Annotated in this window: 14 protein-coding genes; 3 read left to right on the forward strand and 11 right to left on the reverse strand. The window is 72.2% G+C overall.

Annotated features, from left to right (window positions below; translation table 11 throughout):
• Positions 1–63: 63 nt before the first annotated feature.
• The 6 genes from H295_RS0120835 to H295_RS0120860 form a co-directional block, all read right to left on the reverse strand.
• Complete coding sequence (locus H295_RS0120835) at positions 64–1,821, reverse strand: PP2C family protein-serine/threonine phosphatase (protein WP_020137284.1); 1,758 nt, start codon at positions 1,819–1,821, stop codon at positions 64–66.
• The gene (locus H295_RS0120840) at positions 1,818–2,990 is read right to left on the reverse strand and encodes a SpoIIE family protein phosphatase (protein WP_020137285.1); all 1,173 of its coding nucleotides are present in this window, start codon (positions 2,988–2,990) and stop codon (positions 1,818–1,820) included. The genes H295_RS0120835 and H295_RS0120840 overlap by 4 nt, the downstream gene beginning before the upstream one ends.
• Positions 2,987–3,430, reverse strand: coding sequence for an ATP-binding protein (locus H295_RS0120845; RefSeq protein ID WP_020137286.1), 444 nt, complete (start codon positions 3,428–3,430; stop codon positions 2,987–2,989). Before H295_RS0120845 ends, H295_RS0120840 begins: the two co-directional genes overlap by 4 nt.
• Entirely contained in the window at positions 3,430–3,849 is a 420-nt protein-coding gene (locus H295_RS0120850; protein WP_020137287.1) for an STAS domain-containing protein, read from the reverse strand. The genes H295_RS0120845 and H295_RS0120850 overlap by 1 nt, the downstream gene beginning before the upstream one ends.
• Entirely contained in the window at positions 3,846–4,742 is an 897-nt protein-coding gene (locus tag H295_RS0120855; protein ID WP_020137288.1) for an STAS domain-containing protein, read from the reverse strand. The genes H295_RS0120850 and H295_RS0120855 overlap by 4 nt, the downstream gene beginning before the upstream one ends.
• Positions 4,743–4,849: 107 nt before the next feature.
• Positions 4,850–6,043 carry a PP2C family protein-serine/threonine phosphatase gene (locus H295_RS0120860; protein WP_028809576.1) on the reverse strand — a complete coding sequence of 398 codons (1,194 nt, stop codon included), beginning with the start codon at positions 6,041–6,043 and terminating at the stop codon, positions 4,850–4,852.
• Between the two features lie 195 nt (positions 6,044–6,238).
• Here H295_RS0120860 and H295_RS0120865 point away from each other — a divergent pair, with 195 nt between their 5' ends.
• Complete coding sequence (locus H295_RS0120865; RefSeq protein ID WP_020137290.1) at positions 6,239–6,670, forward strand: MarR family transcriptional regulator; 432 nt, start codon at positions 6,239–6,241, stop codon at positions 6,668–6,670.
• Between the two features lie 398 nt (positions 6,671–7,068).
• Here the strand turns inward: H295_RS0120865 and H295_RS0120870 are convergent, their stop codons facing one another.
• Positions 7,069–7,908 (reverse strand): RNA polymerase sigma factor SigF, encoded by an 840-nt coding sequence (locus H295_RS0120870; RefSeq protein WP_420706234.1) that lies wholly within the window; start codon positions 7,906–7,908, stop codon positions 7,069–7,071.
• Between the two features lie 224 nt (positions 7,909–8,132).
• Here H295_RS0120870 and H295_RS0120875 point away from each other — a divergent pair, with 224 nt between their 5' ends.
• Both H295_RS0120875 and H295_RS0120880 read left to right on the forward strand, forming a co-directional pair.
• The gene (locus tag H295_RS0120875; RefSeq protein ID WP_020137292.1) at positions 8,133–9,329 is read left to right on the forward strand and encodes a phospholipase D-like domain-containing protein; all 1,197 of its coding nucleotides are present in this window, start codon (positions 8,133–8,135) and stop codon (positions 9,327–9,329) included.
• A gap of 125 nt (positions 9,330–9,454) precedes the next feature.
• Entirely contained in the window at positions 9,455–10,201 is a 747-nt protein-coding gene (locus H295_RS0120880; RefSeq protein ID WP_020137293.1) for an IclR family transcriptional regulator, read from the forward strand.
• On the opposite strand, the gene H295_RS0120885 is transcribed toward H295_RS0120880, so the two are convergent.
• From H295_RS0120885 to H295_RS0120900, 4 genes are all read right to left on the reverse strand, one after another.
• Positions 10,189–11,316: an aromatic ring-hydroxylating oxygenase subunit alpha gene (locus tag H295_RS0120885; protein WP_020137294.1), complete on the reverse strand. Its 1,128-nt coding sequence runs from the start codon at positions 11,314–11,316 to the stop codon at positions 10,189–10,191. The two genes, H295_RS0120880 and H295_RS0120885, sit on opposite strands and share 13 nt — an antisense overlap.
• 87 nt (positions 11,317–11,403) lie before the next feature.
• On the reverse strand, positions 11,404–12,564 hold the full coding sequence (locus H295_RS0120890; RefSeq protein WP_020137295.1) for an NAD(P)/FAD-dependent oxidoreductase: 1,161 nt from the start codon (positions 12,562–12,564) through the stop codon (positions 11,404–11,406).
• Entirely contained in the window at positions 12,561–12,923 is a 363-nt protein-coding gene (locus tag H295_RS0120895; protein WP_020137296.1) for a bifunctional 3-phenylpropionate/cinnamic acid dioxygenase ferredoxin subunit, read from the reverse strand. The genes H295_RS0120890 and H295_RS0120895 overlap by 4 nt, the downstream gene beginning before the upstream one ends.
• Before the next feature lie 148 nt (positions 12,924–13,071).
• The gene (locus H295_RS0120900) at positions 13,072–14,157 is read right to left on the reverse strand and encodes an S-(hydroxymethyl)mycothiol dehydrogenase (protein WP_020137297.1); all 1,086 of its coding nucleotides are present in this window, start codon (positions 14,155–14,157) and stop codon (positions 13,072–13,074) included.
• Between the last annotated feature and the right edge of the window lie 136 nt (positions 14,158–14,293).

The following is a 14,293-nucleotide window of genomic DNA, read 5'->3' on the forward strand; positions in this document are numbered from 1 at the left end:
TCCACGCTATCGCGCGGGTGACCGGTCTCAGGGGCGATGGGACGAGGAGGCCGTGCGGCTCACTCAGGACGCCGGGTGCGGGACGGTGTGACACAGCAGCAGGCAGACGTCGTCGTCGCGCTCCGAGTCGTGCAGCAGGGGCTTCAGCAACGCCTCGGCGGCCGCGTCCAGGTCCTGTTCCAGCTCCGGGGTGCTGAGCCCGGCCAGCGCCTGGCGGAGCCGCTCGATGCCCGGGTCGATGCCGTGCGTCCGGCGTTCGACCAGTCCGTCCGTGTACAGCACCAGGGACGAACCCGCCGGGAGCCGGGTGACGTGGTCGGCGTAGGTGAAGGCGATGGGAATGCCCAGCATCACGCCGGGAGCGTCGTCCAGTATCCGCACCGAGCCGCCGGCGTCGCGCACCACGGCGGGCGGATGGCCCGCCGACGCCCAGACCACCTCGGGGTCCCCGGGACGGAAGCGGGCGATCATCGCGGTGGCGTACAGCTGGGGTTGCAGATGGCGGAGCATGCGGTGCAGGTGCGTGAGGATCTCCGCCGGGGAGTTGTCCTCCACGGCGTAGGCCCGCAGTGCCGTGCGCAGTTGGCCCATGACGACGGCGGCGTGCATCCCGTGCCCGGTCACGTCCCCTATGACGGCCAGCAGACTGCCGTCGGGCTGGAGGAAGGCGTCGTACCAGTCGCCCCCGATGTTCATGCCCTGGGTGGCCGGGAGGTAGCGCGCGGCCAGGAGCAGGCCGTCGGGGTCGGGCAGCTCGGTGAGCTGGGCGCGCTGGAGGGCCTCGGCGGTGTCGCGGTGCTGCTCGTAGCGGCGGGCGTTGTCCAGGGCGACACCGGCCCGGCGGCCGAGTTCGACCAGCATCAGGCAGGTGTCCGCGTCGAAGCGGGGGCCGGGGGCGATGAGGGTGAGGACACCCAGCAGGCGGTGTGTGATCAGGGGAATGGCGAGCAGGGGCCGGTCCGGTGACATGGCGGCGGGCGGGAGGTCGTCGGTGCCCGGCAGGTTCCCGGGGTGCGCGGCGGCGTGCTGGGGGCGGCCGGTGCGGGCGGCGACCACCGCGGCCCTGGAGTGTTCCTGCACGGGGCCGGTCTCCTCCTCGCCCTGCTCCTCGTCGAAGAGCCAGACGTCGAGGCGTGCCGCGTACTCCGGCACCAGCAGGTCGGTCAGCCGGCGCAGGACTTCGGTGGGGCTGAGGGAGGAGGTGATGGCCGCGCTGGCGTCGGCGAGGAAGTTCAGCAGGCGCCGGGCCCGCTCCACCTCCGCCCGCGCGGACCGCTCGGCCTCCAGCAGTTCCCGCTGGGCGAGTGCGGCGGCCTCCAGGTCGGAGTGCAGCGCGAGGACACCCTGGTTCGTCTGGTGCAGCTCCTCGCGGTGCAGCTGGACGAGTCGTTCCTGCTCGTCCAGGAGGCGCAGTACGGCGGCGGTGTCCTCGTCGGCGGACAGCAGGGCCCCGGACGGCGACGGGCGGCCGGTGCGACCGCCGGGCGCGGGCGGGTTCGGCAACGGGCAGGAGAGCACCGGCTCCGAGGCGGTCCCGTCCTCGGCGGTCCCGTCGTCGAAGGGCGGCAGCGTCCCGTCGTCGAAGGGCCGCAGTCGGACGTCGAGCCGCCCCTCGTGCTCGGTGCCGCGGGTGAGGAGGCGGAGCTCCCAGGTGCCACCTTGGTCGAGGCAGTGCCGCAGCCGGGCGGACAGGGAGGTCAGGAAGCGGGCCCGGTCCAGCGCCGGGGTGCCGGCGGCCACGACGATGCCGGCGGCGGCGGCCCGGGCACGGGCCGCGTCGGCCGCCGACGCGATCTTCCAGACGTCGGTGTTGTCGGTCATGGACTTCCGTCCGCGGCGGGGGTCAGGACGGCCACGCTGGTGTCGTCCCGCAGCGGGCGCGCGGCGCTGCCGGCGTCCCGCAGGACGACCGCGGCCACCACGGCGGGATCGTGGGCGAGGAGCAGGGGGTCGAGGGGCGGCACCCAGCGGCCCGGCAGTCCGTCGCTGTGCAGGACGAGCAGGCTGTCGCGCCCCCAGTCGGCCTCGCGCAGCGGCACGTTGGCGGGGAAGTGCGCCCCGACGATGCCCGGGTGCGAGATGAAGGGCTGCCACCCGGTGCCGGTGCGCACCCTGGCGCCGATGTTGCCGACCCCGGCGAAGGCCAACCGGCCGGTGTCCTCGTCGAGTTGGGCGACCCCGACGGCCGCGCCGCGGGTCGTCCGCAGCACGGTGTGCAGGCGTCGCAGGAGGTCTGCGGGCGGCAGGTCGGCGTCGCGGCGCAGTTCCTCGACGGCGGCGGTGGACGCCTCGGCGGCCTTCTCGCCGTGGCCGAGTCCGTCGGCGAGCAGCAGGGTGACACGGGGGCCGGAGCGGGCCCAGGCGAAGGCGTCACCGGAGTGTTCGGCGTGCGCGTAGGAGGCGGTGACGCCCCCGGCCCGGACGTTCTCGCCCGCCCGGAGGGTCTCGCCGGCCCGGACGCCCCCGCCGACCCGCACGCTCCCGCCCGCCCGGAGACCCCGCCCGGCCCGGACGCTGCCGCCGGTCCGCAGTCCTCCCCCGGCCGGCCCCGAGCCCGCGGCGCGGGACGTCCGCGCCCGGGTGATGCGCGCGACGGCGACGGTGCCCTCCCCGGGCCGGCTGTGCAGGTCGAAGTCGTCGGCGACGCGCCGGCAGGTGCCGAGCCCCGCCCCGAGGGAGGCGGCGGAGGTCGTGTAGCCGTCCGTGCTGGCCGCCCCGACGTCGCCGATGCCGGGCCCGTGGTCGAGCGAGACTATCTGGACGCAGGGTTCGGTCCCCGCGCGGGAGTCGGCGGGGCTGACCAGGTTGATGACGATACGGCCGCCGCTGGCGTGCTTGACGAGGTTGGTGGCCAGTTCGGTGGCGACCAGCGCCGCGGCCGCAGTGCTGGCGGCGTCGAGCGACACCTCGGCACAGGCGGCCTCCGCTGCCACGCGCGCGTCCCGGACCCTGGTGCTCTCCTGGACCGGGATGTCCCAGACCCTGCTCATGGCGCCCCCGTGCGGGGCGAGGGCAGCCCGGCGGCCCAGTCGGTGACGGTGACGGTGGTGCCCTCCCCGGGACGGCTGTCGAGGGCGAACTCCTGGACCAGCCGTTTGGCCCCGCTCAGGCCCATGCCCAGGCCGCCCCCGGTGGTGTAGCCGTCGGTCATGGCGAGTTCGACGTCCCGGATGCCGGGGCCGTTGTCCACGAAGGACAGGCGCAGTCCGCGGGCGGCGCCCTCCTCCAGTGTCGTCATCTCCACGTGCCCGCCGCCGCCGTGCACCAGGGTGTTGCGGGCGAGTTCGCTGGCCGCGGTCACCAGTTTCGTCTGCTGGACCAGGCCGAAGCCGAGGTCGGCGGCGGCCCGGCGGACCTGCTGGCGCACCCAGGCCAGGTCGGCGTCCGAGGCGATGGGCAGCCGGGCGGTGGGGGCGGGTGGGGCATGCATCAAGCATCCCCTTCCGGGTGTGCGGAGGCGGCCGACCCGGGGGCGCGCCCGAGGAGGGACAGCGCCCTGTCGACGTCCAGGGCCGTCACCAGGCCGGGCAGGGTGAGGCCCAGTTCGACCAGGGTGATGGCCACGGCGGGACGCATACCGGCCACGACGGTCCGGGTGGCGAGCAGTCGGGCGTTGGCCGCGATCTCGGCGAGGATGCGGCCGAGGAAGGAGTCGACGATCTCCACCCCGGAGATGTCGATGACGACTCCGCCCACCGGCACCGGGTGGTGGGCGATCCGGTGGGAGATGTGGTCCTGGAGCTGCTCGGCGGTGCCGTCGTGCAGCTCTCCCTGCAGGGTGACCAGCAGGACGTCTCCCAGTGCCAGGACCGGCACCGAGGAGGCGGGGGTGGCGGGGAGGCCGCTCACCGCGGGCTCCCTCCCTGGGCCGGGCCCTGGGAGACGACGATGCCCTGCTCGGTGAGCGCGTAGGCCAGGGCGTCGGCCAGGCCGGCCCGGGTGATGATCGTCCCGAGGTCGATGCCGAGGTGGACGATGGTCTGCGCGATCGCGGGACGGATCCCGGAGACGATGCACTCGGCGCCCATCAGGCGGGCCGCGGCGACCGTCTTCATCAGATGCTGGGCGACCAGCGAGTCGACGGTCGGCACGCCGGTGATGTCGAGGATGGCGTAACGGGCCCGCTGGTCCACGATCGCCTCCAGCAGGCTCTCCATCACGACCTGGCTGCGGGCGCTGTCGAGGGTGCCGATGAGCGGGACGGCGACGATGCCCTCCCACAGCTTGATGACGGGGGTGGCCACCTCGAGGAGCTGGAGCTGCTGCCGGGCGATGAGTTCCTCACCCGCGCTCACGCTCGTCTCCATGACCACCAGGCGCAGCGTGCCCATCAGGACGGTCAGCGCGAGCAGACAGGCCGTGGGGTGCTCGTCGGGCGCGTCCTCGAACTCGGCCCTCAGCAGCGCGAGGGCCGGCTCGCGCAGGCCCGCGACCTCGCCGGCGACCTGGGCGGAGCTGAATCCGGCCTGGGTCCGGGAAGCGGCCATCCGCCCGAGCTGGTCACGGACGGCGCCGAAGCCCGGGGCCTGGACGTCCTCCAGCCGGCCGGAGCGGGCCACGTCGGCCAAGGCGTCCACGACGGCCTTGCAGGCCTCGACGGCCTCGTCACGTGAGACGGTGAAGACGGTGCGGAACAGGGGCGCGTCCGCCCAGCGCTGGGCGATCTGCTCGCGCCTGCGTTCCAGGAACCCGCCGAGCTCCTTCGCCACCCCGTCGGCCGTGTCGTGGTCCGCCACCTGCATCGTCTCCTGCCGCTGTCTCGTCAACCCACCTCACCGCGGGCCATCTTGCAATTATTGCCTTATGACAAACATTATCGTCGCCGCCCATCCCGAACAACACGGGATCGTCACAACCGACCGGTGGGGTCCCCGTCGCCGCCGGGCCGCCCGCGCCAGTCCAGGCAGACGACCAGGGCGTCGTCGTCCGCGAGCGCTTCACCGCGATGACCGGTCAACTCCCGCAGGATCGCACGCGGCACCTCGGCGGCGGGCAGCAGCCGGGTGGCGTGGACGGCCCGGGTGAGAGCCGCGTCGCCGTACGCCTCGCCGCGCGGGGAGGCCACGGTGTGCACTCCGTCACTGACGAAGACCAGCCGGTCGCCCGGCTCCACCTGGAAGTCCTGGGCGACATAGTCCGTCTCCTCGAACATGCCCAACGGCAACTGGGCGTCGAAGTCGACGCGTTCCACGGTCCCCTCGCGCAGCCGCAGCAGCTGGGGGGAGCCCGCGTCCACGACGCTCGCCCGGCCGGTGCTCAGGTCGAAGTCGAACATGAGGACCGACAGATAGCAGCGTCCCTGGTAGTGGGCGTAGACCGCCTGGTCCGCGAGAGCGGCCTGGTCGGCGATGGGGATGCCGGCGCGCCGGGCGTTGCGCAGGGCGTTGATGGCCAGGTTCGTCAGGAGGGACGCCTCTATCCCCTCCCCCATGCCGTTGGTCACGTAGAGGCTCAGATGGTCGGCGGTGGCCGACCAGTCGAAGTTGTCGCCGAAGATGGCGTACGCCGGTTCCAGCTGGGCCGCGAGGTCGTACTCGGGCCGGGAACAGGAGCGTCCGGGCAGCAGCTGCCACTGCATCTCGGCGGCCAGGGTGAGCCGGTCCTTGCGGCGCGCCTGGAGGTAGAGGTCGGTGTCGCGCTCGGCCACGAGCACCTCGTGCCCCAGCACGTCGGCGATCTCGACCAGTTCGGACTCGTACCGGTGGGCCTCGTCGGCCGTGGCCAGCGTGACCGTCAGCACGCCGAGGCGGTCGCCGCGCACACTGACCGGCAGATGCAGACGGACCTGCCCGTCCGGGAGGTCCTCGCGGTACGGCCGCTGGGAACCGAAGGCCCGGCCGGCCGGACTGTTGTGCACGGACACCGGGTCGAGCGTGTGCGGCAGCACCGAGACCGGCTGGAGCACCGTCAGGCCGTAGTCGGCCATGAACAACTCGACGGACCGGGCGCCGTACCGTTCGGCGAGGACGGCGCGCACGGCGTCGAGAAGCTCGTGGGGAGCCGCTGTCCGCAGGGCGCGTTCAGCGGCCTCGAATCTGTTCACGATGAGCAATACACCATCTTTCGCCGGGGGACGTGGGGCCTCGCTCGGGAGACCCGCCATGTGCACGAGCTGTGTGGGTCGCGGCGGCCCACCGGGGGCCGGAGCCGCGCCTAGTACGCTGACAGGCACCCCAGTGCCTGCGAGAGTGTGACCGTGACTGCCTTCCGCCGCCCCGCGCCCGATGAGGTGGCGCGCGTGACCACGACGGCCGTCGAGTTGCTGGAGTTCGTGTGGGGCAGGGCCTCGACCGCGCCCGCCTCCGCGTCCCAGCTGCGGGTGCTGCACATCCTGGAGCACCATGACGGCCTCAACCTCCGCGCGCTCGCCGAGTCCCTGGCCTCCACACCGCCGTCCACGAGCCGGCTGTGCGACCGGTTGGTGGCCGCCGGATTCGTCGAGCGGGTGACAGGCGTCCAGGACCGCCGCGAGGTGAGGCTGCACCTCAGCAGTCGGGGCCGGGCCCTGCTGGCCGATCTGCGGGCCCGCCGGGAGAGGGAGCTGAGCAGGGTGCTGGCGGACATGCCCGCCGCAAAGCGGGTCGCGCTGCTGGAGGGGCTGGAGGCGTTCTGTGCCTCGGCCGCGACGCAGCTGCACGACACCCAGGAGTCCGACAGCCGGACCGCCTGAGCCGCGCCGGGCGGCACCGGTGCCGCCGTCACCCCGCGGCGACGGCGCCCCACGCACGGAGCGGTCTCCGTCAACCGGAGCATTCCAGGTCCTTCCCCGCGCACGTCCGACACGGCCACTTTGTTGCCTCCTGACTATTGTTGTCAAACGGCAACAGTGCGCTTTCGCGGCCCTTACTCCGACTCGCTTACCCCGAATCGGCGCGAACTGTGATGGTTGTGTGCCATCTCTCTCTAACGAGTGGTATCTGGCCCCGTCAGGCGTTCCCGTGTGCGACGGAGTGCGACCTCACAGGCCGGCGCACACGGCCGTGAAGGCGGGGTGAAAAACGGGAGCGGCACCTCCGGTGTGCGCCGGAGGTGCCGCTGGTGATCGCGGAGTCGTGTGGCCGGGCCGGGTCAGCGGGTGCTGAGCATGCCCTCGCGCAGCCGGGCCAGCAGTCGGGCGATCAGCCGGGAGACGTGCATCTGGGAGACCCCGAGGCGTTCGGCGATCTGGGCCTGGGTGAGTTCCTCGACGAAGCGCCAGTGGATGATCCTGCGGTCGCGGTCGTCGAGCGAGGCGATCATCGGCGCGAGGGCGTGGAAGTCCTCGACCAGGCCGAGCGCCGGGTCCTGGCCGCCGATGAAGTCGGCGAGCGCACTCTCCCCGTCCTCACTGCCGTTGATCGCCGCGTCCAGGGACGCCGACCGGTAGGCGTTGGAGGCCAGTTGGGCCTCGACGACCTCCTCCTCGGGCAGGCTCATCAGCTCGGACAGCTCCGCGGTGGTCGGAGTGCGGCCCAGCCGGCTGCTCAGCTCCTCGCTGGCGCGGGCGAGTTGCACCCGGGCCTCCTGGAGCCGGCGCGGCACGTGCACGGCCCAGGAGGTGTCGCGGAAGAACCGCTTGATCTCGCCGACTATGTAGGGGACGGCGAAGGAGGTGAACTCCACCTCACGGGTCAGCTCGAACCGGTCGATCGCCTTGATCAGGCCGATCATGCCGACCTGGACGATGTCCTCCCGCTCCTCCTGGCCCCGGCCGCGGAACCGGCCGGCCGCGTAGCGGACCAGGGAGATGTTCATCTCGATCAGCGTGTTGCGGGCGTACTGGTACTCGGGGGTCCCCTCCTCCAGGACCGCGAGCTTCTCGAAGAACAGCTTCGACAGTTCGCGCGCGTCCTTGGGAGCGACCTGGGAAGGGTCGGTGATCTCCGGCATACCCGCCGTCCGTCCGGCAGTTTGCACGGTCGTCGCCATCATGTGCCCCTCCACAGGGTGTCCTTGCCCGAGCCGGTCCGGTGACCGGCGATCAGCCGTCTACCCCCACCTCCTGCGCATATGCCCGCCGTTCGCGGATCTTCCGCGACTCTTCCGCGACCGGGGGCACGGCGGCAGGGAGTGAGTCCGGGGCTGCCGGGCATCCGCTCTCCGGGCCGCACCGCGGCCCGCGACCAACTGTCCTACCCTCCGGGAGATTCGGCGTGATCCTCGATGACAGACCCGCGTCCCCCGCATCCGGCGCGGAGACCCGCAAGCTGCGGCTGCGGCGCCGCCTGGAGCGGCTGATCGGCGTCGCCGCCACCGAAGGCAACGAGCTGATCCCCTTGCGCAACGGCGATCGGATCTTCCCCGCGATGCTCGGGGCGATCCGGTCGGCACGGCACACGATCGACATGATGACGTTCGTCTACTGGCGCGGCGAGATCGCGCGCGACTTCGCCGCCGCTCTCGCCGACCGCGCCCGGGCGGGCGTGCGGGTACGGCTGCTGCTCGACGGCTTCGGGGCCAAGGAGATCGAGCCGAGCCTGCTGGACCTCATGGACACCGCCGGAGTGCAGGTGGCCTGGTTCCGCAAGCCGGTCTGGCTGTCGCCGTTCAAGCAGAACCACCGCTGCCACCGCAAGGCCCTGATCGTCGACGAGCACACCGCGTTCACCGGCGGGGTCGGCATCGCGGAGGAGTGGTGCGGCGACGCCCGCAACCCCGGGGAGTGGCGGGACACCCATGTCCAGGTGCGCGGCCCGGCCGTGGACGGCATCGCCGCCGCGTTCGCCCAGAACTGGGCCGAGTGCCACGACGAACTCTTCGACGAGCGCGACCGTTTCACCGAGCACCGCCAGGCCGGCTCGTCGGTCGTGCAGGTGGTGCGCGGTTCCGCCAGCATCGGCTGGCAGGACATGCAGACCCTCATCCGGGTGATGCTCGCCTCCGCCGAGGAGCGGTTCCGGCTCGCCACCGCGTACTTCGCGCCCGACGCCTACTTCGTCGGCCTGCTGTGCGACACCGCCCGGCGGGGCGTGCGCGTGGAGATCCTGCTCCCCGGCCCGCACACCGACCAGCGCGCCTGTCAGCTCGCCGGTCAGCAGCACTACCGGAGGCTGCTGGAGGCGGGGGTCCGGATCCGGCAGTACCAGCCGACGATGATGCACGCCAAGATCATCACGGTCGACTCGGTCGCCTCCCTCATCGGCTCCACCAACTTCAACCGCCGTTCCATGGACCACGACGAGGAGGTCATGCTCGCCGTGCTCGACGAGACGTTCACCGCCGCACTCGACCGGGACTACGAGGCCGATCTGGAGCACAGCGTGGACATCGAACTCGCCAGGTGGAAACGGCGTCCGGCGCTCCAGCGGGCCAAGGAAGCGGCCGTGACCCCGATCCGGCGTTTCCTGTGAACGGCCGGGAAGCCGGGGACGCCCGGAGTCGCGGTCGCAAACGCGCTGTAGCGCAGAGTGCGTATAGTTGCGTTGTGAGCAACTACAACCCGGACAACGAAACGACAGGGTCGTCGAGCGGCGGAGTGCAGTCCGTCGACCGGGCCATTCACGTACTGGAGATCCTGGCCCAGCGCGGCGAGGCCGGCGTCAGTGAGGTCGCCGGCGAGATCGACGTCCACAAGTCCACGGCGTTCCGGCTCCTGGGGGCCCTGGAGGCGCGGGGCCTGGTGGAACAGGCCGGGGAGCGCGGGAAGTACCGGCTCGGCTTCGGGATCGTGCGGCTGGCCGGCGCGGTCACCGGGCGCATCGACATCACCCAGCAGAGCCGCCCGGTCTGCGAGGACCTGGCCGAGGAACTCGGCGAGACCGTCAACCTCGCGGTGCTCCAGGAGAGCTACGCGGTCAACCTCTACCAGGTGCGCGGCCCGGGTGCCGTCACCGCGCAGAACTGGGTCGGCCAGCTGACCCCGCTGCACGCCACCTCCAGCGGCAAGATCCTGCTGGCCCACCTGCCCGAGAAGGAGCGCTCCGCGCTGCTGACGGAGACCGGCCTGAAGAAGGTCACCCCGCGCACCATCACCGCGAAGACCAAGCTCGAGCGGAACCTCGCCGAGGCCCGGGAACGCGGGTACGCCTGGGCCCTGGAGGAGCTGGAGCTGGGTCTGCACGCCATGGCCGCGCCGGTACGCGACCGGGACGGCGAGGTCATCGCGGCGCTCAGCGCCTCGGGGCCCGCCTACCGGCTCTCCGAGGAGCGCCTGCACGAACTCGCCCCGGTCCTGGTCAAGGGCGCGCAGGAGATCAGTCACCGCATGGGCTACCTGGGCTGACCGCCCAGCCGGGCCTGCACCCAGTCGTGGAACTCCCCGATGTGGTGCTCGCTGGGCACGAGGACACCGCCCTTGGCGTAGAGCCGTGAGCTCATCCCGGGCTGGGTGCGCTCGCACGCGTCGAAGTCCTGCCGGTTGACCCGGTCGAACAGTTCCACCGAGCGGCTGACGTCCTTGCCGCTCTCGACGACGTGCGGAAGGTAGAGCCAGTCGCACTCGACGACCGTCCGGTCCGCGGCCATCGGATACATCCGGTGCAGGATCACGTGGTCGGGCACCAGGTTGACGAAGACCTGCGGCCGCACGGTGATCGCGTAGTAGCGGCGGTCCTGGTCCTCCGAGACTCCGGGCAGCCGGTCCAGGCCCTCCGAGCCGTCCACGGTGAAGCCCTGGACGTCCTCGCCGAACTCCGCGCCGTGGCCCACGTAGTACTGGGCGGCGTAGCCGTCGGCGAACTCCGGGAGCACCTCGGTGAGTTCGGGGTGGATCGTCGCGCAGTGGTAGCACTCCATGAAGTTCTCGATGATCAGCTTCCAGTTCGCCTTCACGTCGTAGACGATCCGGCGGCCGACGCTGAGGTGGTCGATGTCGTAGCGCTCGATGGACTCGGTGTCGCCGAGCCGGGTGATCACGTCCTGGATCACCTCGTCGAAGGGCGGCGGGTCCTCGGCGAGGCAGACCCACACATAGCCGAGCCACTCGCGTACGGCCACACTCGCCAGGCCGTACTCGGTACGGCCCACGTCCGGCATCTTCGTCAGGTTCGGGGCGGCGACGAGCTTGCCCGTCAGGTCGTACGTCCAGGCGTGGTAGGGGCATTGGAAGGCCCGCTTGACCTCGCCGGACTCCTCGGTGCACAGCTTGGCGCCGCGGTGCCGGCACACGTTGAACCAGGCGCGGATCGAGTTGTCCCGGGCGCGTGCGACCAGGATGCTCTCCCGGCCCACCTGCACGGTCCTGAAAGCGCCGGGTCGGGGCAGGTCGTCGGCGCGGACGGCGCAGAACCACATCGCTTCGAAGATGCGCTCCTGCTCCTGGGCGAAGATCCCGGGATCCGTGTAGGAGGCGCCGGGGAGGGTGGCGATCAGACTGTCCGGCAGGCTGGTCGAGGTCACAGGGCACTCCTCGGGGATGTCGTGGACCGGTGAGGCACGCCCGGCCGGGGCCGGCGGCGTTCTGTGGGCAGTCGCGGCGGTGAACGGTCAGGCCGCGGCGGCGAGTTGCTTGCGCCAGCGCATGAACAGCCGCGGCTGGTTCATCCCGAGCACGGCGACCGGATGCTCCCCGCGCCGGTAGACGGCCAGGACGTTGCGGTCGTCCCGGGCGCCTTCCTCGATGGTCACGCTGTCGGCACCGGCCGCGTGACCGGCGAACTGGATCCTGACGCCGTACTGGTCGGACCAGAAGTACGGCGGCCTCGGCGCGGCCGGTTCCACCGCTCCCCCGGCCAGCAGCGCGGCCACGGCCGCGTCGGGCCGCTCCAGGGCGCCGGTCCAGTGCTCCACGCGGCGGTGCAGGCCCGCGCGCGGGTCGTACCAGGAGGCGCAGTCGCCGACCGCGACGACTCCGGCGAGGCCGGTGCGTCCGTCGGTGCCGCAGACCACGCCGTCGGCGAGTTCGATGCCGGAGCCGGCCAGCCACTCGACACAGGGGCGGGCGCCGACGCCCACGACCACCAGGTCGGCGGGCAGGCTGCGGCCGTCCTCCAGCAGGACGGCCTCGACCCGGCTCTCGCCGCTCAGTCCCTTGACGCCGACTCCGCACAGCAGTCGTACGCCGTGGTCGGCGTGGAGGGCGGAGACGATCCCGCCCATGGCGGCGCCGAGCGGCCCGGCCAGTGGGGTGGGGGCCGCTTCGACCACGGTCACGTCGAGTCCGAGGGCGTACGCCGTGGAGGCGACCTCGGCGCCCACGAAGCCGCCGCCGATCACCACCAGCCGTCCGCCCAGGGCGAGTTCGTCGCGCAGGGCACGGGCGTCGTCCAGGGTGCGCAGGGTGTGCACCCCGGCGAGGCCCGCCGTGCCGGGCAGGGTGCGGGCGGTGGCGCCGGTCGCGATGACGACGCCGTCCGCCCTCACCTCGCTGCCGTCGGCGAGCCGTACGGCGCGCCGCGGGCCGTCGAGTCCGGTGGCGCGGACGCCGAGCAGCCACTCCGCGCGCAGGTCCTCGTCGTCCGTCTCCAGCGCGAGGTCGGCCTCGCCCAGGGAGCCGGCCAGGAACTCCTTGGACAACGGCGGTCTGTCGTACGGGCGGTGGAGTTCGTCGCCGATGACGACGAGCCGTCCGTCGTAGCCCCGCTTGCGCAGGGAGCGTGCCGCCGACAGGCCGGCGAGCGAGGCGCCGACCACGGCGACGGTTTTCACGCGGGTCCCCCGGCGAGCCGGACGGCCACGCAGGGCGGCAGGTTGGGGGCGTCCGTGGAGAGCTGGACGTAGATCATGCCGTCCTCGACGCGGACCTCGTGGGTGCGCACCGGGCGCTTGGCCGGCGGGGCGTCGACGGCACCCGTGCGCAGGTCGAACTTCGAGGCGTGCAGCGGGCATTCGACCTCGCAGCCCTCCAGCCAGCCGTCGGCGAGCGAGGCGTCCTGATGGGTGCAGGTGTCGTCGATGGCGAAGACCTCGCCGTCGTCGGTGTGGAACACCGAGACCGGCGGATCGATGTCGAGCCGGTAGGCCTCGCCTCGGGGAAGATCCACGAGACGGCACGCGGGAATCATCATGACACCTCGGTGCGTATAGCGAAACGGATTGCGGTGAACGCAACGTCAGTGTGCGGGCGCCCGCAAACCCTTGTCAAGGAGTCCAGGGGGCGGACACGGTCGGCGCTCATGGTTGCTCCCTGCGCAACCAAATGCACATTGAGAAACGTCACAGCACGACCACGGAGCGCAGCACCTCACCCCGGTGCATCTTCTCGAAGGCCTTCTCCACGTCCCCGAGGCCGATGGTCTCGGAGACGAAGGCGTCGAGGTCGAAGCGTCCCGACAGGTAGAGGTCGATGAGGGCCGGGAAGTCACGGGAGGGCAGACAGTCGCCGTACCAGGAGGACTTGAGCGAGCCGCCGCGCCCGAAGACGTCGAGGAGCGGCAGCTCCAGCTTCATCTCCGGGGTCGGGACCCCGACCAGGACGACGGTGCCGGCGAGGTCGCGGGCGTAGAAGGCCTGCTTGTACGTCTCGGGGCGGCCGACCGCCTCGACGACGACGTCGGCGCCGAAGCCGCCGGTCAGTTCGCGGATCGCCTCGACGGGGTCGGTCTCGCGGGAGTCGACGGTGTGGGTGGCCCCCATCCCGGTGGCGCGTTCCAGTTTGCGCGGGTCCACGTCGACGGCGATGACCTTGGTCGCCCCGGCGAGCCGGGCCCCCGCGACGGCGGCCGTGCCGACTCCGCCGCAGCCGATGACGGCGACGGAGTCCCCGCGGCCTACCGCGCCGGTGTTCACGGCCGCGCCGAAGCCGGCCATGACCCCGCAGCCGAGCAGGCCGGCGGCGGTCGCCGGGGCGGCGGGGTCGACCTTGGTGCACTGGCCGGCGGCGACCAGGGTCTTCTCGGCGAAGGCGCCGATGCCGAGGGCGGGGGCGAGCGGGGTGCCGTCGGTGAGGGTCATCTTCTGCTGCGCGTTGTGGGTGGCGAAGCAGTACCAGGGCTTGCCCTTGCTGCATGCGCGGCAGGTGCCGCACACAGCGCGCCAGTTGAGGATGACGAAGTCGCCGGGTGCGAGGCCGGTGACGCCCTCCCCTACGGCTTCGACACGGCCGGCCGCCTCGTGGCCCAGCAGGAAGGGGAACTCGTCGTTGATCCCGCCCTCCCGGTAGTGCAGATCGGTGTGGCAGACCCCGCACGCCTCCACCTTCACCAGCGCCTCGCCGGGCCCCGGGTCGGGGACGACGATCGTCTCGACGGAGACGGGGGCGCCTTTCGCCCGGGCGACGACAGCAAGAACCTCATGAGCCATGGGTCACTCCTCCGACTACGTTTGGTTGCCTCATCCGCGACACGACGCGCTATGCGCAACTGAGCATCGGGGAGGGGAAGCCGGGGGTCAAGGGGTCGGTTCCGGCCGGGCGGGGGGGAGGGATGCGCGGCGGGGG

Origin of the sequence: Streptomyces sp. 351MFTsu5.1, from assembly GCF_000383655.1 — a bacterium.
Lineage (GTDB): Bacteria > Actinomycetota > Actinomycetes > Streptomycetales > Streptomycetaceae > Streptomyces > Streptomyces griseorubiginosus.

Excerpts from the sequence above, each read along its gene's own strand:
- H295_RS0120835 (WP_020137284.1), bottom strand. The coding sequence starts at position 1,821 with ATGACCGACAACACCGACGTCTGGAAGATCGCGTCGGCGGCCGACGCG.
- H295_RS0120840 (WP_020137285.1), bottom strand. The coding sequence starts at position 2,990 with ATGAGCAGGGTCTGGGACATCCCGGTCCAGGAGAGCACCAGGGTCCGG.
- H295_RS0120845 (WP_020137286.1), bottom strand. The coding sequence starts at position 3,430 with ATGCATGCCCCACCCGCCCCCACCGCCCGGCTGCCCATCGCCTCGGAC.
- H295_RS0120855 (WP_020137288.1), bottom strand. The coding sequence starts at position 4,742 with ATGCAGGTGGCGGACCACGACACGGCCGACGGGGTGGCGAAGGAGCTC.
- H295_RS0120870 (WP_420706234.1), bottom strand. The coding sequence starts at position 7,908 with ATGGCGACGACCGTGCAAACTGCCGGACGGACGGCGGGTATGCCGGAG.
- H295_RS0120895 (WP_020137296.1), bottom strand. The coding sequence starts at position 12,923 with ATGATGATTCCCGCGTGCCGTCTCGTGGATCTTCCCCGAGGCGAGGCC.
- H295_RS0120900 (WP_020137297.1), bottom strand. The coding sequence starts at position 14,157 with ATGGCTCATGAGGTTCTTGCTGTCGTCGCCCGGGCGAAAGGCGCCCCC.